19 protein-coding genes are annotated in these 17721 nt (G+C 46.5%); 8 read left to right on the top strand and 11 right to left on the bottom strand.

The window, feature by feature from the left end:
- Window positions 1-45 precede the first annotated feature (45 nt).
- Window positions 46-1017, bottom strand: a complete 972-nt coding sequence (ispB, locus tag LNL84_RS03850) for an octaprenyl diphosphate synthase (protein ID WP_244355344.1) — start codon at window positions 1015-1017, stop codon at window positions 46-48.
- Between the two features lie 272 nt (window positions 1018-1289).
- Here ispB and rplU point away from each other — a divergent pair, with 272 nt between their 5' ends.
- The 6 genes from rplU to folA all read left to right on the top strand — a co-directional run bounded on the left by rplU (window position 1290) and on the right by folA (window position 5114).
- Entirely contained in the window at window positions 1290-1601 is a 312-nt protein-coding gene (gene rplU, locus LNL84_RS03845) for a 50S ribosomal protein L21 (RefSeq protein WP_244355343.1), read from the top strand.
- 21 nt (window positions 1602-1622) lie between these two features.
- Window positions 1623-1880, top strand: a complete 258-nt coding sequence (rpmA, locus tag LNL84_RS03840; protein ID WP_244355342.1) for a 50S ribosomal protein L27 — start codon at window positions 1623-1625, stop codon at window positions 1878-1880.
- Window positions 1881-2067: 187 nt separating this feature from the next.
- Entirely contained in the window at window positions 2068-3240 is a 1173-nt protein-coding gene (gene cgtA, locus LNL84_RS03835; protein ID WP_244355341.1) for an Obg family GTPase CgtA, read from the top strand.
- 118 nt (window positions 3241-3358) lie between these two features.
- Complete coding sequence (locus tag LNL84_RS03830) at window positions 3359-4126, top strand: threonine/serine exporter family protein (RefSeq protein WP_244355340.1); 768 nt, start codon at window positions 3359-3361, stop codon at window positions 4124-4126.
- A gap of 2 nt (window positions 4127-4128) precedes the next feature.
- Complete coding sequence (locus tag LNL84_RS03825) at window positions 4129-4602, top strand: threonine/serine exporter family protein (protein ID WP_244355418.1); 474 nt, start codon at window positions 4129-4131, stop codon at window positions 4600-4602.
- A gap of 29 nt (window positions 4603-4631) precedes the next feature.
- The gene (folA, locus tag LNL84_RS03820) at window positions 4632-5114 is read left to right on the top strand and encodes a type 3 dihydrofolate reductase (RefSeq protein ID WP_244355339.1); all 483 of its coding nucleotides are present in this window, start codon (window positions 4632-4634) and stop codon (window positions 5112-5114) included.
- A 44-nt stretch (window positions 5115-5158) separates the two neighbouring features.
- Here folA and LNL84_RS03815 read toward each other — a convergent pair whose 3' ends face one another.
- The 6 genes from LNL84_RS03815 to lptD form a co-directional block, all read right to left on the bottom strand.
- The gene (locus LNL84_RS03815) at window positions 5159-5974 is read right to left on the bottom strand and encodes a symmetrical bis(5'-nucleosyl)-tetraphosphatase (protein WP_244355338.1); all 816 of its coding nucleotides are present in this window, start codon (window positions 5972-5974) and stop codon (window positions 5159-5161) included.
- Between the two features lie 10 nt (window positions 5975-5984).
- Entirely contained in the window at window positions 5985-6365 is a 381-nt protein-coding gene (apaG, locus tag LNL84_RS03810) for a Co2+/Mg2+ efflux protein ApaG (RefSeq protein ID WP_244355337.1), read from the bottom strand.
- A gap of 45 nt (window positions 6366-6410) precedes the next feature.
- A complete protein-coding gene (gene rsmA / locus LNL84_RS03805) occupies window positions 6411-7217 on the bottom strand; it encodes a 16S rRNA (adenine(1518)-N(6)/adenine(1519)-N(6))-dimethyltransferase RsmA (RefSeq protein WP_244355336.1) in 807 nt (268 codons plus the stop codon).
- Window positions 7214-8203: a 4-hydroxythreonine-4-phosphate dehydrogenase PdxA gene (gene pdxA / locus LNL84_RS03800; protein ID WP_244355335.1), complete on the bottom strand. Its 990-nt coding sequence runs from the start codon at window positions 8201-8203 to the stop codon at window positions 7214-7216. The genes rsmA and pdxA overlap by 4 nt, the downstream gene beginning before the upstream one ends.
- Window positions 8203-9495, bottom strand: coding sequence for a peptidylprolyl isomerase SurA (gene surA / locus LNL84_RS03795; protein ID WP_279610928.1), 1293 nt, complete (start codon window positions 9493-9495; stop codon window positions 8203-8205). Before surA ends, pdxA begins: the two co-directional genes overlap by 1 nt.
- A 67-nt stretch (window positions 9496-9562) precedes the next feature.
- Complete coding sequence (gene lptD / locus LNL84_RS03790; RefSeq protein WP_244355334.1) at window positions 9563-11893, bottom strand: LPS assembly protein LptD; 2331 nt, start codon at window positions 11891-11893, stop codon at window positions 9563-9565.
- Window positions 11894-12046: 153 nt separating this feature from the next.
- Here lptD and djlA point away from each other — a divergent pair, with 153 nt between their 5' ends.
- Both djlA and LNL84_RS03780 read left to right on the top strand, forming a co-directional pair.
- Window positions 12047-12901, top strand: coding sequence for a co-chaperone DjlA (gene djlA, locus LNL84_RS03785; RefSeq protein WP_244355333.1), 855 nt, complete (start codon window positions 12047-12049; stop codon window positions 12899-12901).
- A 19-nt stretch (window positions 12902-12920) separates the two neighbouring features.
- On the top strand, window positions 12921-13460 hold the full coding sequence (locus LNL84_RS03780) for a DUF924 family protein (protein WP_244355332.1): 540 nt from the start codon (window positions 12921-12923) through the stop codon (window positions 13458-13460).
- Window positions 13461-13478: 18 nt separating this feature from the next.
- Here LNL84_RS03780 and LNL84_RS03775 read toward each other — a convergent pair whose 3' ends face one another.
- The 4 genes from LNL84_RS03775 to leuB form a co-directional block, all read right to left on the bottom strand.
- Entirely contained in the window at window positions 13479-14264 is a 786-nt protein-coding gene (locus LNL84_RS03775; RefSeq protein ID WP_244355331.1) for a DUF547 domain-containing protein, read from the bottom strand.
- A gap of 212 nt (window positions 14265-14476) precedes the next feature.
- Complete coding sequence (gene leuD, locus LNL84_RS03770) at window positions 14477-15079, bottom strand: 3-isopropylmalate dehydratase small subunit (RefSeq protein ID WP_244355330.1); 603 nt, start codon at window positions 15077-15079, stop codon at window positions 14477-14479.
- Between the two features lie 10 nt (window positions 15080-15089).
- Window positions 15090-16493: a 3-isopropylmalate dehydratase large subunit gene (gene leuC / locus LNL84_RS03765; RefSeq protein WP_244355329.1), complete on the bottom strand. Its 1404-nt coding sequence runs from the start codon at window positions 16491-16493 to the stop codon at window positions 15090-15092.
- Window positions 16494-16554: 61 nt separating this feature from the next.
- Complete coding sequence (leuB, locus tag LNL84_RS03760; protein ID WP_244355327.1) at window positions 16555-17643, bottom strand: 3-isopropylmalate dehydrogenase; 1089 nt, start codon at window positions 17641-17643, stop codon at window positions 16555-16557.
- Window positions 17644-17721 lie beyond the last annotated feature (78 nt).

Genomic DNA, 17721 nt, shown 5'->3' with positions numbered 1-17721 from the left:
GAAGAGCATATCATTGCTTCTCACATCCGCTCTTGTATTCGGCCATTAAGCCGTGCGATTCACTGACATATAGGCCAGTGCTATAAGTGCTGTTTTGTATTCACTGTCAGGGATTATTTCAAGCTCGGCGACGGCCTTATCGGCTTCCTGGTTCGCTTTATTTATGGTGTAGTCCAGAGACCCGACGCGGTGCATTGTGGCAAGGATAGCGTCTAGGTTTTCCATCCCATTACCAGATTCAATGGCGTCGCGAATCATCTGTTTTTCCGAACCATTACCATGCTCCATAGCATGAAGTAATGGTAGAGTCGGTTTCCCTTCAGCAAGATCGTCGCCTACATTCTTGCCCATTTCTTCCCCGGAAGACGTGTAATCCATGACATCATCGATTAACTGGAATGCTGTGCCCAAGTATTTTCCATAGTTTTGTAGTGCTTGCTCGATCTCAAAAGGCGCTTCGTTGAGAATGGCTCCAACCTGTGTAGCCGCTTCAAACAGACGAGCTGTCTTAGAGTAGATAACTTGCATGTAGCTTTGTTCGGAGGTGTCCGGATCGTTGCAATTGATTAACTGCTGGACTTCGCCTTCGGCGATAACGTTAACCGCGTCGCTCATGAGCTCTAAAATTCGAAGAGAGCCAAGGCCCGTCATCATTTGGAATGAACGAGTATAGATATAGTCACCAACTAAAACACTAGCGGCGTTGCCAAATGCGGCATTTGCCGTGGCTTTACCTCTCCTCATATCTGACTCGTCGACAACGTCGTCATGGAGCAGGGTGGCGGTATGAATAAACTCGATAAAGGCGGCCGCGGTGGTATGAGCTTTTCCATCATAGCCAAGGGCTTTTGCTGATAAGATAGCCAGAAGCGGCCTGATGCGTTTCCCACCACTGTTGACAATGTAGAAGCCCAATTGATTGATAAGGCTGACCTCAGAGTTCAATTGTGCCTGAATCGTTTCGTTCACTTTTACCATGTCACTAGCAGTTAGTGATTGGATAGCTTTAAAATCCATTACGTACCCGGTTGAGCATAGAGCCTATAAGGCTTAGTCGATCATTATAATTTGGTGAATAATACACTAAAAAACGTTGATTAATACATGCTTAAAAGGCATTATTGCCACACTTTTCTTTGGCGATTAGCTTTTCGCCAATTTTTTTAAAATATGGCTTGTCATAGGTTAATGGTTCGCGTAGAATCTGCGCCCTATTGATGATTAGTTTAGCGCACACCCTATTTGTTCAGAGAACATTCAATGGCTGTGCGGAAAAAGCGGAGTAAAATATGTACGCTGTTTTCCAATCTGGTGGTAAACAACACCGTGTAAGCGAAGGTCAAACTCTTCGTTTAGAGAAATTAGACGTTGAAACTGGTGCAACTGTAGAATTTGACAAAGTTCTTCTTGTAGCTAACGGTGAAGAAATCACTGTTGGTGCACCTCTTGTTGAAGGTGGTAAAATTACTGCTGAAGTACTACAACACGGCCGTGGCGATAAAGTTAAAATCGTTAAGTTCCGTCGTCGTAAGCACTCTCGTAAGCAGCAAGGTCACCGTCAGTGGTTCACTGAAGTGAAAATCACTGGCATCAACGCTTAATTCGATTAGGAGAGTTTAACAATGGCACACAAAAAAGCTGGCGGTTCTACTCGTAACGGCCGCGATTCAGAAAGTAAACGTCTTGGTGTTAAGCGTTTCGGTGGTGAATCTGTATTAGCAGGTAACATTATCGTTCGTCAACGTGGTACTAAGTTCCACGCTGGTACTAACGTTGGTATCGGTAAAGACCATACTCTTTTCGCTCTTACTGAAGGTAAAGTGAAATTTGAAGTAAAAGGTCCTAAAAGCCGTAAATTCGTTAGCATCGAATCTGAGTAAGTTTAGTTTCTAGCTGAATTCAAAAGCCCTGCCGATTCGGCAGGGTTTTTTATTTGTAGCAGTCGATAGTTCCTAATGCCTATACTTTGCCAACGATAGTTTGGATAGTGGGTTGTAGGATCTGTCATCTGCTAAAATGTAGTGATAATTGATTAATGTGATACACGCGAAGTAGGCGGAGTAGAAAATGAAATTCGTTGATGAAGCGGTAGTAAAAGTCGAAGCTGGCGATGGCGGTAATGGCGTCGTGAGTTTTTGGCGAGAAAAATTTGTAGCTAAAGGTGGCCCTGACGGCGGAGACGGTGGTGATGGTGGTGACGTTTATATCCAAGCGGATGAGAACCTAAATACACTTATTGATTACCGTTTTCAACGCTTTTATGCCGGAGAACGCGGTGAAAATGGCCGTGGGGGTAACTGTACTGGTAAGCGTGGTAAAGATAAGGTACTTAAAGTGCCGGTTGGTACTCGCGCCGTTGATATTCATACTAATGAAGTCGTTGCTGAAGTTGCTGAGCATGGTAAAAAGCTCATGGTGGCGAAAGGCGGTTGGCATGGTTTAGGTAACACGCGTTTTAAATCATCGGTTAACCGAGCTCCACGTCAAAAAACGATGGGAACGAAAGGGGAAGTTCGCGAACTTCGTCTAGAGCTATTGCTGCTGGCTGATGTGGGGATGCTAGGATTACCAAATGCGGGCAAATCGACCTTTATTCGTTCGGTATCAGCGGCAAAACCAAAAGTAGCGGATTACCCATTTACTACCCTGATCCCTAGTTTGGGCGTGGTTAGTGTCGTACCAGAGAAGAGCTTTGTGGTTGCCGATATTCCGGGACTGATTGAAGGCGCAGCTGATGGTGCGGGACTTGGTATTCGCTTTTTGAAACACCTTGAGCGCTGTCGCGTGTTGCTACACATGATAGATATCATGCCAGTAGATGAAAGTGATCCTATTCAAAATGCATTAACGATCCTCGATGAGCTTGAGCAATATAGTGAAAAGCTAGCAGGAAAGCCTCGTTGGTTGGTATTCAACAAAGTTGATTTGATGCCAGAAGAAGATGCCAATGAGATCATTCAGGGCGTTATTGACGCGCTTGGTTGGGAAGATGAGTTCTTTAAAATCTCTGCCATTAATAAGCAAGGGACCAAAGAGCTTTGCTTTAAGCTAGCTGAATTCATGGAAAGCATGCCACGGGATACGGAAGAGCAGAGTGAAGAAGAGAAAGTCGACTTCATGTGGGATGACTACCATAAAGACGCAATCAGCGGTGGCGATGTCGTTACTGAAGATGGTGATGACTGGGATGATTGGGACGATGAAGAAGACGATGGTCACGTTGTCTACGTTCGCGACTAGAGTAACCCCAGCATGAATGAGAAGCCGCAATAGGAAATTGCGGCTTTTTTGTATCTAAATCATATTTTGTGTCACTTTTTTGTAGCAAACTTAACGTTTTGTTTTTGGAATGGACCTCATGGCATCAAAACAGAGAGCAGTGTCGCGACTTATTGCGCAAGCGGGACAAATGTTATTGGCACACGGCGCAGAAAGTACGCTCGTTGGTAGCATAACGCAACGGATTGGACTGGCCGCTGGAGTGGATGAGGTCGAAGTGTCTCTGTCTGCTAGCTCACTTGTCGTAACTACGGTGAAAGGCGAACACTGTATCACCACCGCAAGGCGTAGCCCCGACAAGGGATTGAATATGCGAGTCGTTACTGAAGTACAACGAATTTGCATCATGATGGAAAAAGGGATCTTCGACTATCAACTGGCTCAGCATAAACTCAACCGGATAAGCCCTAAACGTTATAACCGTTGGCTGGTGGTGGTGATGATCGGCTTATCATGTGCTGCTTTCAGTCGTTTGGCGGGAGGTGACTGGGCCGTTTTCATTATGACGTTTATTGCGTCAGCCATGGGTATGATTGTGCGACAAGAATTTGGTCATCGTCACTTCAATCCATTGGTTAACTTTGCGATTACCGCTTTCGTGACCACATTGATTTCAGCTCAGGCCGTGATCTATGATATCGGCTCTCACCCAGAAATTGTCATGGCGTCATCGGTATTGATGCTTGTGCCAGGCTTTCCTTTAATTAACTCGGTGGCTGACATGCTCAAAGGTTATGTCAACATGGGGATAGCGCGATTTGTATTCGCCAGTTTACTGACATTAGCAACCTGTTTGGGGATTGTTGGTGCAATGAATCTGACTAATGTGTTGGGGTGGGTGCAATGACCATGTCATTTTTAGATTTACTTCTCGCGCTGGCGAACGATATGTTCTTTGCTGCAATTCCAGCTGTAGGATTTGCTTTGGTTTTCAATGTACCACAAAAAGCCCTGTTATATTGTGCTATTGGCGGTGCGATAGGCCACGGTAGTCGCTTCTTGATAATGCACTATGGAGTCCCTATTGAGTGGGCGACCTTTTTTGCCGCGACTGTTGTTGGTATGATTGGTGTTCATTGGTCGCACAGATTTTTGGCTCACCCTAAAGTGTTTACTGTTGCAGCACTGATACCCATGGTCCCCGGCGTTTTTGCCTTTAAAGCGATGATCGCCATGGTGGAAATTAATCACCTAGGTTTTACCCCGGATCTTCTCGCGACGCTAATGGAAAACTTCTTGAAGGCGATGTTTATCATTGCCGGGTTAGCTATTGGCTTAGCGATGCCTGGACTGTTATTCTATCGCCGCAAACCCATTGTATAAAATATATTGTTAACAAGAGACCCAGCTCAATGATCATTAGTATGGTTGCCGCCATGGCACACAATCGAATAATTGGTAAAGACAACCAGATGCCTTGGCATTTGCCTGCTGATTTTGCTTGGTTTCGGCGTTGCACCATGGGTAAGCCAGTGATCATGGGGCGTAAGACATACGATTCCATCGGTCGCCCACTGCCAGGAAGAATGAACATCGTCGTGAGTCGTAATGAGGACTTATGTATTGATGGCGTAAAAACGGTGACCAGCTTAAAAGATGCCTTGGATCTTGTAAGCGATGTTGAAGAGGTGATGATTATCGGTGGTGGCTCTTTCTATGAGCACTGCTTACCATTGGCGAAGAAATTGTACTTAACCTTCATTGATGCCGATATTGAAGGAGATACTCAATTCCCCAACTGGGGTGAGAACTGGCACAAAGATCATTCAGAGCATTATCAAGCCGATGATAAAAATGCCTATAACATGAATTTTGTGATCCTAAACCGCGCCTAATCTTTTGGGGCGTAATGCCCCAATCGCTTTCTCTGTGCACTGTTCTATTGGGGATTAGCGAGACAAGGTTGAGTATAAAACTGCCTATCTTCCCAGCGAATCATCGTAAGTGTTCCCCCCCAAACACATCCCGTGTCTAAACCAATAATATCGGCGTTACTGTAGCCACCTAAAGCTGCCCAGTGACCAAAAAGCACGACTTTTTCTACTGGGATTCGAGACGATAGTAAAAACCAGGGGGTGAGGCTACCCTCTTTTACCTCTTCGGGAGGCAGCTTACATGTCATGTCTAGTCGTCCATCGTTCAAACAAAAACGCATGCGGGTAAAAGCGTTGATAGCATAACGCCAGCGTTCGATGCCAACAAGTTCTGGATCCCACTTGTCGGGTTGATTACTATACATTTTTTCGATTAGCGTTTGCCATTGTTCGCCTTGTAATTTCGCTTCGACTTCGCGAGCACATTCTCTGGCCTGATTAAGGCTCCAGTCTGGGGATATCCCCGCGTGGCAAACAACAAACTCATCGTGCTCTTGCATTAGTGGCTGCATTCTAAGCCAGTCGAGCAATACGTGTTTATCTGGCGCATCCAAAATGGCTTGGGTGTTGTCTTTAGCCTTGGCGCGATGAATGCCAAGGGAGACAGCCAATAGGTGTAGATCGTGATTTCCAAGTACCACTTTGGCTGCAGAACCCAATGAGTAGATAAAGCGCAACGTTTCTAATGAATTTGGACCTCGGGCGACAAGATCGCCAGCAATCCATAAGGTGTCGTTTTGCGCATTGAACTCGACAGTATTTAGAAGTGCATGGAGTTCGTCCAAGCAGCCTTGGATATCTCCGACGATGTAATTGGCCAATCTGGATCCTCTAATTAAGAATATTAGGAACAGCGAGACGAAAAGGATCAATCTCAGCGTTGAACTGTTTATTATGCTCATCTAGCATAATATATTGCCCTTGCATCACACCCACAGGGGTTTCGATGACGGTGCCGCTGCTGTAGGTATAATCATCATTGGCTGCAATAACAGGTTGCTGACCCACCACACCATCGCCTTCAACGCTCATTTGTTTGCCATTGGCATCGGTGATCAACCAGCGTCGGCTTAAAAGTTGTATCGGCTGCGAGCTTAAATTTTTGATAGTAATCATATAAGCGAATACATATCGGTTTTGTTCAGGCTCGGATTGATCTTCTACATACTTTGTCTGAACTAGGCATTTCACCAAAGGAGGGGTGTGTTCCATGATGTCTCCTTACATTAAAAAAGGCGCCCTAAGGCGCCTTAATATCTATTTATGGTTTTCATCTAACCAGTTTGCCATTGCCACAAACTGCTCTAGAGTCAAATTCTCTGGGCGCATGGTCGGGTTCACCCCTAGTGCTTCGAGTTGCTCTGCTGAAAGCAGTGCTTTGTAGCAGTTACGCACCGTTTTACGGCGTTGATTGAAGCCCTCTCGGCAGACTCGGTCAAGCCACTTCAGACTATTTGCTGGATGTGGCAGGATCTCGTAAGGGACAAGTCGAACGACCGCAGAATCTACTTTTGGTGGTGGAACAAAGGCCGTTGGTGGCACTTCGAGTACCGGGACAACTTTACAAAAATACTGTGCCATTACAGTGAGTCGACCGTACGCTTTGCTGCCAGGGCCCGCTGCGAGTCGATTAACCACTTCTTTTTGCAGCATAAAGTGCATATCTTGAATATCTTTGTGAAATTCAAATAAGTGGAACATTAATGGCGTTGAAATATTGTATGGCAGGTTACCAAAAATACGCAATTTGTTATTTGGCTTAACCAGCTGGGTAAAGTCGAAGCGCATGGCATCGCCTTCATGAATGGTTAACTTATCCGCCAGTTCAGGGTGCGTGCGTAAGCGCTGAGCGAGATCTCTATCGAGCTCAATCACCGTAAATTTATCGACTTCACGTCCGACAGGCTCGGTGATCGCGCCAAGACCAGGTCCGATCTCTACCAGGTTTTGTCCAGGTCTTGGGTTAATCGAAGAAACGATCCCATCGATAATGTAAGGATCGTTTAAAAAGTTTTGCCCAAAACGTTTTCTCGCTTTGTGCCCTAAATGGACATCATTTCTCATTGTTTGTTCTCTACTAAATCTATCGCATACGCTAATGCTGTTTCAAAGCTTCCGAAATCTGCCTGGCCTGTTCCGGCAAGATCCAATGCAGTTCCGTGATCGACCGATGTCCTTATAAAGGGTAGACCAAGAGTGATATTAACTGAACGACCAAACCCTTTGTATTTTAGTACGGGTAATACCTGGTCGTGATACATACCCAACACCGCATCTGCGTCTTGTAGGTATTTATCATTAAAAATAGTGTCTGCAGGTAAAGGCCCTATCAATTGGTACGCCTTTTCTTGGCGCAACTTTTCAAGAGTTGGGGTGATGGTATTGATCTCTTCCATGCCAAGACAACCATCTTCACCTGCGTGGGGGTTGAGCCCACAAACGTATATTTTTGGCGTGACAATGCCAAATTTCGTGACTAAATCGTGATGTAAAATGTCTATAATTGAAGTCAAACGTTGCTCTGTGATAGCCGCTGAAACATCCAGCAATGGAAGGTGAGTGGTTACCAACGCGGTACGCAATCCTTCCGTGGCTAACATCATGACCACAAGAGGTGTCTTGGAGACTTCAGCAAAGTATTCAGTATGGCCACTAAAGGGCACTCCTGCACGATTTATAACCCCTTTGTGAACAGGGCCGGTGACAATAGCATCAAATTCACCGTTCATACAGCCTTTTGCTGCTTTTTCTAGCGTTTTTAATACGTATTGGCCATTTGCTGAGTCGAGCTGCCCGGCCACTGCCGGGACGGACAAAGCGACATGGTCAACAATCAATTGTCCCGCTTCAGATGCTTGCCCTTGTGTACTGTCGTAATCGTTCAGCGTGACTTGAACTCCAAGTCGTTGAGCTCGCTCGCGAAGTAATTCTTTATCCGCACAGATGACCACTTGATAGGGCCAGCTTTTCTGTGAAAGCGCGATGGCCAAGTCTGGACCGATTCCAGCGGGTTCTCCGGCGGTCACAACAATGCGTTTTAGAGCCGTCATTATTGGTTTTCCTCATCCACTATGTGCTCGATAAAAGCACTGGCGCGAATTTCTTGTAGCCAGGCGGATGCTTCTTCGTTGAATTTACGATTAAACAGAATTCGATACGCGCGGTTTTGCATCGCTGAACCTGTTTTATCAACGTCGCGGCGATCGAGCACCTCAACAATGTGCCAGCCGTGCACGGTTTTAAACGGAGCACTGATTTGACCTATAGGTAGAGTTTCGACCTGATGTTTGAACTCTGGAACGTAGAGCTCAGGCGTTTGGTAGCCAAGTTCTCCCTCTTGGGCTGCAGAGCCAGGGTCTTCACTGTATTGCTCTGCAAAATCGGCAAAGGAGCCCTCACCTGATTGGATTTTGCTGATAATGTTGTTGAGCTGTCTCTTAACACCGTCGTCGCTGAGGATCACGGTTGGTTTGATCAAAATATGGCGCGCATTTACTTCGGTGACCGAGACGGTTTCCAGGCCTTTGACATCGTCAATTTTCAGAATATGAAAGCCAACACCACTGCGAAATGGCCCAATAATGCTACCCTTGGTTTGCATTTTGATTTGGTCGGCAAAGATGGTGGGCATTTCCTCTTTTCTTAACCAGCCCCAATTGCCACCTTCCAGCGCTTTAGGGCCTTTTGAATAGGTGTAAGCCATGGTGGCAAAGTCTTCACCCGCATTTAGACGCGCAACGATGTCTTTTGCTTGTTGCTCTAGAGCGTCTTTTTCTTCTGAACCACTAAAACGCAGCTGAATGTGACGCACGTTATAGGTCACCGTAGCATTAGTTTCTTGCGCCAGAATTTCGGCTAGATTGTCGACTTCCGCAGGAAGGATATTGATGCGCTGTCTGACCATCGCGTTACGAGCTTCACTGACGGCGATTTCATCCCGTACCTGTTCACGAAACGCTTCCCAACTTAAGCCTTCCTGAGCGACGGTTTCACGCAGTTGTTCAATCGTCTGCTCATTGGAATCAGCAATGTCATTAATGGCACCTTCTAAACGGCCATCATCGATACGTACGCCAATTCGATCGGCTTCTTGAAGTTGCAGTTTTTCCATGACCAGTTTATCGATGATTTGCTCATTAAGTACCTCTTGTTCAGGCAGCTCTTGGCCGCTTTTCTTCGCGTTGGCGGTTAAGGACTTGGTGGCCGATGCTAAATCGCTTTGCAAAATTACGCCGTCATTAACGACGACAATGACGCGATCAAGTTCTACCATCTGTGCCCAGATGGGCATGGCTACAGAGCAGATGGCAAACGTAGTAACAAGTTGCTTCAATTTTTTCATGAATATTCCTAGTTTCGCTTATAGGCATTTTGAACGCCTTTAAGTGAAAGAGTTCCTTGGTAACAGTTTATTCGTTAAGTATAAATGGGCGACCGTATTTCAGTGCGCCATCACCCTGGCCGCTAAAGCCTACGCCTTGGGTTCCACCAAGGCCGACGATGCCAAAGTTGACTTTGATATTTTGGTCAAATACAGGTGTACCTGTGCCGATGCCATTCTCCCATGAGCGCAGCTGCTTGCTCAGGTCAAAGCCAATGTACCAGCAGTCAGATTCGTACTGGATTTGAGCGAGCCATTCCATCGCGACATTTTCAGTGGTGTCGTAGAAATAGTTGGCGCGAGCGAGCCACTTTTCAGACAGTCGATAGCTACCCAGTAAGCCCACCTGAGAAATGCCATTTGTGGTTATTGTATTGATATTATTAAAGTTTAATGTACTTTCGATGTACTCTTTAGTGACATAACGATAGTTAGCCTGGATATAATCGGCTCCTTGTCGGTATTCAATGGCGCTGTTGCCGATAGTGATCTCAGAGCTGTCGACATCGTATTGCACGCCGCCGCGATAAAAAATGTTGTCGTTGTAATTAAAGTCCGCTTCCACTGCCCAGGCCGAATAGTTCGACTTTTTGTTGGCATTGTTATCCTGCCCTTTAGGATTGGCGAAATTTTTAAGAGAATATATTTGACCGAACGATACGGCTAGGCGCTCTTTATTGTTATCGTCGAAAAAGCGGCTGGTTGCGCCGTAGCTGATTTGATTGGCAGGGGCTATGGTATCGACGCTGCTGTATTGGCGACTGCGAAACAAGCCATAATAGTCGGTTTGCAATAACGTAGTGTCGTACTCGTAAATGCCCGATTGATCCACCTCGGGGATATACAAATATTGTGCTTGAGGCTCTAGCGTTTGGGTATAGCCACTAAATAGCGTGGTGTCACGCTCTAGCACAAGACCTGCATGGGTTCGAAATTGCGGGATATTACGCGCCACGGTTTCTTCCAGTGGGCGCACGTTACCGTTGCTGTCTTTAATGAGGATATTATCAAGATCCTGCTCATAGTAGGTGCTCAGCCAGCGAGCTTCCGTAGTCCAAGTGCCCCAAGTGGTCGCTAACGGTAGTGTTAATCCAGGCTCGATGTGCAATCGTGTGGCATTAGGTTTAAGTTTATCTTCAGTTTCGAAGCTTGACGCGTGGCTGATGACATCGAAGTTAACGTTGCCCCACACCTCTGGCAGGTAGTAGTTAGCCTCGAATTGTGGTGCTGTGCGGTATGGCTGCGAGTTTTCAACCAGGATTTGAAAGTCGGTCACGCGCAGCGCGGTATCCCAGCGCTCATTACGATAAGTGACTTCGCCTTGCTGTTTTAACTGACCATCCGAGCGGTTACCGACGCTGGAGCTAAAGTCTTTGAAGTAATCGACATCACTGACTTGTGAGTAATCAACACTTGCACGCCAATTTCGGTTAAAACTGGTGTTGTGCGTGATTTGCGACGCCCAGCGCTCGCCCTTTTCAGTGTACTTTTGGTCGTGACCAAGAAATTCGGTTTTCACTGTACCGGAGTTTTTCGGCGTTAAGTAGCGGAATGTGCCTTTTAATTGTAAGCCGCGTTCTTGCATATAATGAGCGCTGGTGAGTAGATCGTAGTTAGGCGCTAGGTTCCAGTACACAGGAAGCTCAAATTCGAAACCGTTTTTCGACCCCAGTGATGCCGTTGGTCTTAACACCCCGGTTTTTCGACCTTTACCAATAGGCAGGTGCATGTACGGTAGGTAAAACACCGGTACATCGAGTACTTCCATGCGGGTATTGTACAAAGTAGCCATTTCGGTTTCAGGGTTGACTTTGATATCGGAGGCCAGCAGTCGCCAGGTATTATCATCATCAGGGCACGAGGTGATCCAGCCTGTTTCGATTTCGTAGAGCTTCTTACCTGTTTTCGACATAAATACCGCTTCGCCGCGGTTGCCACTACACAGCATTTTATAATCGGTGTTTTCCAGCTCTAGGTAATCGTTATTGATATCATTAGTGGCTTTGTCTGAGATGGCATCGATTTTGCCATCGTTCATATGAACATTACCTTCAGCCACAACCACATTGTCACTTTGATGTAGAGTGACCGTATCTGCAGTCATAGTCCTATTGCCTTGAACCACGACCACGTCACCGCGATAAACCGCTGTGTCATTGTTGGTGGCCTCTAAAGAATCGGCTTCGATGTTGATTGGTTCTTGATTGGGATCAGAACTTTGGGCAGTATCGATAGAGCATTGGTCAGCAGGCGGCTTTTCCTGCATACTTTGATTCGATGTTGTTTCGGCTTGTGCGAAGGACGTAACAAGCGCTGCAGCAATTGAGGCTGCTAAATAAGTGCGAGAAAAACGTAACATCGAGTTGTACTATCCTGTTTAACTTGATTCATTCAGTTGAATTCGATTGATATTGAATCGTTTATGAGACGGTCCCTATCATAAAGGAAATTGACTCTTACGACACTATCAGACCGCTTGCTTGATTAAAAATTCATAGATTGAGAGCACATAATGCATATTTTTGGCAAAATTTTAGGCACTTTTTTTGGATTCCTTTTTGGGGGACCGTTAGGAGCGCTATTTGGACTATTCCTTGGTCATCAGTTTGATAAAGCGCGACGCTTAAATCAAGCGGGTTTTTCGCGCGGCGGATTTGGTGGTGCAGCCAATCAAGCCGAAAAACAACAAGAGTTCCTAAACTCAGCTTATGCAGTAATGGGGCATGTGGCAAAGGCAAAAGGTCAGGTAACTCGCGAAGAGATCCAATTGGCCACCGTCATGATGGAAAGAATGAACCTGACTGCAAGTCAGAAAAATGCTGCTCAAGAAGCCTTCCGCACCGGGAAATCGACCGACTTCCCACTCGAAGATGTGTTGCGAAGTGTGCGCGTTTCTTCTGGTGGCCGTCACGACTTATTGCAGTTTTTCCTTGAATTGCAAATTTCCGCTGCCTTTGCTGATGGCAGTGTGCACCCAAGTGAGCGAGACGTCTTGCACCGTATTGCTCAGGGACTTGGTTTCTCTTCCGAGCAGTTAGAGCAGCGCTTAAGAATGCAAGAAGCCGCGTTTCGCTTTCATCATGGTGGATTTGAGCAAGGTCAGCAAAGCGGACATCAATCCACTGGTGGTTGGCAGCAAGCCAGCAGTGCCTCCCATCTTGCTGACGCCTATAAGGTGTTAGGTGTCGAAGAAAGCGCCGATGCCAAAACAGTTAAGCGAGCCTATCGAAAATTGATGAATGAACACCACCCAGATAAGTTAATGGCAAAAGGTCTGCCGCCGGAGATGATGAATGTCGCCAAAGAGCAGTCACAAGAGATCCAAAGCGCCTATGATCTCATTAAGAAAGTAAAAGGCTTTAAGTGATCTGACAAAGGAGAGCGTGATGCAATATACGGATGTACTGACATTTTGGTTTGACGATCTCACTCCGCAGCAATGGTTTGCTGGTGGTGATGACATTGATCATTTAATTGCCGAGCGCTTCGCGATTCTTCATCAGCAAGCGGCCCATGGTGAGTTAGGTTCCTGGCGCAGTGATGCATTGGGGCGCCTGAGTGAAGTGATTGTGCTTGATCAGTTTTCTCGTAACCTTTACCGAGGTCAGGCGTTGTCTTTTGCGTGCGACGGTATGGCATTGGTATTGGCACAAGAGGCCATTGCCATGGGGCTTGATAAGGAACTCAGCGCCCAGCAGCGAACTTTTCTCTACATGCCGTTTATGCACAGTGAATCGCTTGTTATCCATGAACAAGCGGTTGCGCTTTTTCAAGCTAACGGTAATGAACTCAATCTGGATTTTGAATTACGCCATAAAGCCATCATTGAGCGTTTTGGTCGTTATCCTCATCGTAACGCTATACTCGGGCGCGAGTCCACGCCTGAAGAGCTGACTTTTCTCCAAGAGCCTGGTTCAAGTTTCTAGTCTATGCTGCGAATGGGACTAGTCCGAACTTTGGTTTAGTGACCAGTCATAATCGTAGTGCAGCGTCCCTTGATAGTCGTTGATTTGTGGGCGATATCGTCTGATGTGCTCAATGACGCCCCCTTCACTTTGAAAATCATCACGAAACCAATCGTAGATTGAAGACAGCGTCACGGACTCTGGCGTTATTTCAACCCCTTTGTTGCTGTTAATAAATACATGAGCAGCTTGTTCGAGCAATTTGTCCGTATTGCTGGCAGTAAAGGCGGTTGCTTGAAGGTTTGGGCAACCAAGACTGGCACAATTGACCGCATAGTGAGTTCTCGGTTCGTTCCAAATAGGGCGCAGGATGCGATGTTCAATGTCATTGAGAGTGAGTGCTTTGCCGGAAATGGTAATGACATCGTCTTGCCATGGCCCAAAACTAAAAAAACCGCCCAGTTTGGTGATCGACTTTATCGGGTAGTTATCTAGTATTAAGTCAACAGTGATGGCGTTGTAGAGGTTCACCCAGTAGGCGTACTGCTCAGCTCTGCTTAGTTGTTTGGGATCGAGGGTGGCGAGCTGTTGAACGTACTGCTTTAGGTTATTTTTATCTTGCGGGGAAACGCGATGATAGCTGACGAGAGTATGTTCTCCTTGCGCGGTAACGTAGTTATCCAGAAAACGTTGCCAGCCTTGATGAGACACGGATTGTAAGCTGCTTTCATTACTGGTGTTCCAATACTCCCACAGTTCCGATTTAGGCGCCGCCAGCACATGTGTTGAAAGAAATAAGGCAAGCAGTAATACCATTCGAGTCATAGTTCATGTCCATATCTAAAAACGTCCATTTAACAGACCTTAGTCAAAGGGATTATCTTTCACTATCAGACAGATCATAGTTCATAGAATATAGATCATAGCGACTTTTTGTTTGCGGTTTCTGTATTGATTAAATGAGCTCCTAGCTCGCATTCGTGGAATAAAAAAAACCGGCGCGAAGGCCGGGATAATTAACGTTATCGTTTGAGTCACTATTTCAAAAAGCCAGGAATGCTCGCTTCATAAGCCGCAATCTTGTCTTCGTGTTGCAGCGTTAACCCAATGTTATCCAACCCATTGAGCAAGCAGTGACGACGAAACTCATCGATCTCAAAGCTATAAGACTGGCCATTGGCTGTCACGGTCATGGCTTCTAGATCTACAGTGATCTCGGCTCCTTCATTGGCTGCTACGTATTGAAATATCTCATCAACTTCTTGTTCTGTAAGGCGAACTGGGACCATTTGGTTATTGATTGAGTTGCCATAGAAAATATCGGCAAAGCTCGGTGCAATCATTACTTGAATACCATAGTCAGCCAATGCCCACGGCGCATGTTCACGAGATGAACCACAGCCAAAGTTCTCTCGAGCAAGAAGAATACTAGCACCTTGGTAGCGCGCTGCATTCATAATGAACTCAGGGTTCTCTTGCTGCCCAGCGTCATCTAGAAAGCGCCAGTCATGAAATAAATGCTGCCCAAACCCCGTTCGAGTGACTTTTTGCAAAAACTGCTTAGGGATGATCGCGTCAGTATCGACGTTCGCGGCATCAAGAGGCACGACCAATCCAGTGTGTTGTTTAAATCCTGACATGTTCGCTTCCTTATGAGTCCAAGTTTCTGATATCAACAAAGTGACCAGCAATAGCGGCGGCAGCTGCCATTGCAGGGCTAACTAAATGAGTTCGCCCATCACGCCCCTGACGTCCTTCAAAGTTACGGTTACTGGTCGAAGCACAGCGTTCTTGGGGACCAAGGCGATCATTGTTCATTGCCAGGCACATAGAGCAGCCCGGTAGGCGCCATTCAAATCCGGCCTCTTTAAAGATGATGTCTAATCCTTCGGCTTCAGCCTGAGCTTTAACTTGCTCAGAGCCAGGTACAATCAACGCTTGAACATGGTCTGCCACTTTGCGACCTTTTGCTACTTGCGCGGCCGCTCGCATGTCTTCAATACGTGAATTGGTACAAGAGCCCACAAAGACTTTGTCAACAGGGTAGTCTTTTAAAGATTTTCCTGCTTCTAGCCCCATATACGCGAGCGCTTTTTCAGCAGATGCTTTTTCTACCGGGTCGCTAAAGCTTTCTGGATTTGGAATGGGTTGATCAACGGCGATCACTTGGCCCGGGTTCGTGCCCCAGGTCACTTGCGGCTTGATATCCGCACCATTTAGAGTTACAACAGCATCAAAACTCGCATCGTCATCGCTCTTAAAGGACTTCCAATATTCAACCGCAGCGTCCCAATCTGCACCTTGAGGGGCAAATTTACGACCCTGCAGGTAATCAAAGGTGGTTTCATCTGGAGCAATCAGGCCTGCTTTAGCGCCTAGTTCAATCGCCATGTTACACACGGTCATACGACCTTCCATCGACAGATCTGTGATGGCTTCTCCACAGAACTCTACGACGTAGCCAGTGCCGCCTGCTGCGGTTGTTTTACCGATGATCGCCAGCACGATGTCTTTCGCTGTAACGCCAGGAGACACTTTTCCTGTCACCTCAATCTTCATGGTTTTAGCACGAGATTGCTTAAGGGTTTGGGTTGCTAAAACGTGCTCAACTTCAGAAGTACCAATACCAAACGCAAGAGAGCCAAAGGCGCCATGTGTTGCGGTATGAGAGTCACCACAGACAATGGTCATGGCTGGTAAGGTAATACCAAGCTCTGGCCCCATAACGTGGACGATGCCCTGGTATTTATGATTTAAGTCGTAAAGTGTTACGCCAAACTCTTCACAGTTCTTAGACAGCGTTTCCATCTGGATACGGGCCATTTCACCCGAGGCGTTGATGTCTTTTGTTGTGGTGGAGACGTTGTGATCCATTGTGGCAAACGTTTTGCCAACCTGACGAACCTGACGGCCTTTTTCACGCAAACCATCAAAGGCTTGAGGAGACGTCACCTCGTGCACTAAGTGACGGTCAATATAAAGAATTGGGTTTTCACCTTCAGCTTCTACGGCGACGTGCGCATCGTAGACTTTTTCATAAAGTGTTTTTGACATTGCTGATTCCTTGCAACTTTCTCACCGCTGACAGAGCCAGCGGGAGCGTTCATTGTGATTATTATGAATTTAACACGTAGCTGGCGATCTTATCGCCCATTTGCGACGTTGATAATGCAGGATTGTTTCCAGCTAGATCGGCAGTAAGCTCTCCCGCTGAAAGAGCTTTACTAACGGCCGCTTCAATATCCTGAGCAGCGGCTTCCTCACCTAGGCTATATCGCAGCATCAGTGCCGCAGAAAGAATTTGCGCTACTGGGTTTGCGATGTCTTTACCGGCGATGTCCGGCGCTGAGCCTCCCGCTGGCTCATATAAGCCAAATTGGCTTTCATTAAGGCTTGCTGAAGGCAGCATACCCATAGAGCCAGTAATCATCGCACATTCATCAGAGATGATGTCGCCGAAGATGTTAGAGCACAGCATAATATCAAATTGAGACGGATCTTTGATCAGTTGCATGGTGGCATTATCAATGTACATGTGGTTTAGGGTTACATCTGGATAGTCTTTCGCGACTTCTTCGACCACCTCACGCCATAAGATTGAGCTTTGCAAAACGTTGGCTTTATCAATGGAGTAAACGTTTTTGTTGCGCAGGCGAGCAGATTCAAAGGCGATCTTTGCAATGCGCTCAATTTCAAAGCGGTGGTAAACTTCGGTATCAAAAGCTTTTTCCATTGGGCCTTCACCTTCACGCCCTTTAGGCTGACCAAAGTAAATGCCACCCGTTAGTTCGCGCACAACGACAATATCAAAGCCGTTCTCTGAAATGTCTGCACGCAGCGGCGAAAAGGATTCAAGACCTTTATGGATTTGTGCAGGTCTCAGATTACAAAACAGTTGGAAATGCTTACGAAGGGGCAGAAGGGCGCCACGTTCAGGCTGGTCGTTAGGGGCAAGGTGCTCCCATTTTGGACCGCCAACAGAACCAAATAAAATGGCATCTGACTCTTCACAGCCAGCAACCGTGCTTTCTGGAAGTGGGCAGCCGTGATTGTCTATGGCGATACCACCAACGTCATAATGTTCACGCTCTAGAGTAATGCCGTGTTTTGTTTCGATGGCGTCCAGCACTTTGTGTGCTTGAGCCATGACCTCTGGTCCAATTCCGTCTCCAGGTAATACTGCAATCTTATGTGTGCCTGCCATGGATTCCTATTCCTTACATGTTGTATTTGTCTAATTTTAAATTTTTGCTGCAGTCATGACTGCTGATATCTGTTCTGT

It is taken from the genome of Vibrio gelatinilyticus (assembly GCF_022836845.1).
GTDB lineage: Bacteria > Pseudomonadota > Gammaproteobacteria > Enterobacterales > Vibrionaceae > Vibrio > Vibrio gelatinilyticus.
The sequence above is the reverse complement of the archived record's forward strand: the minus strand, read 5'-3'. Positions and strand labels throughout refer to the sequence as shown.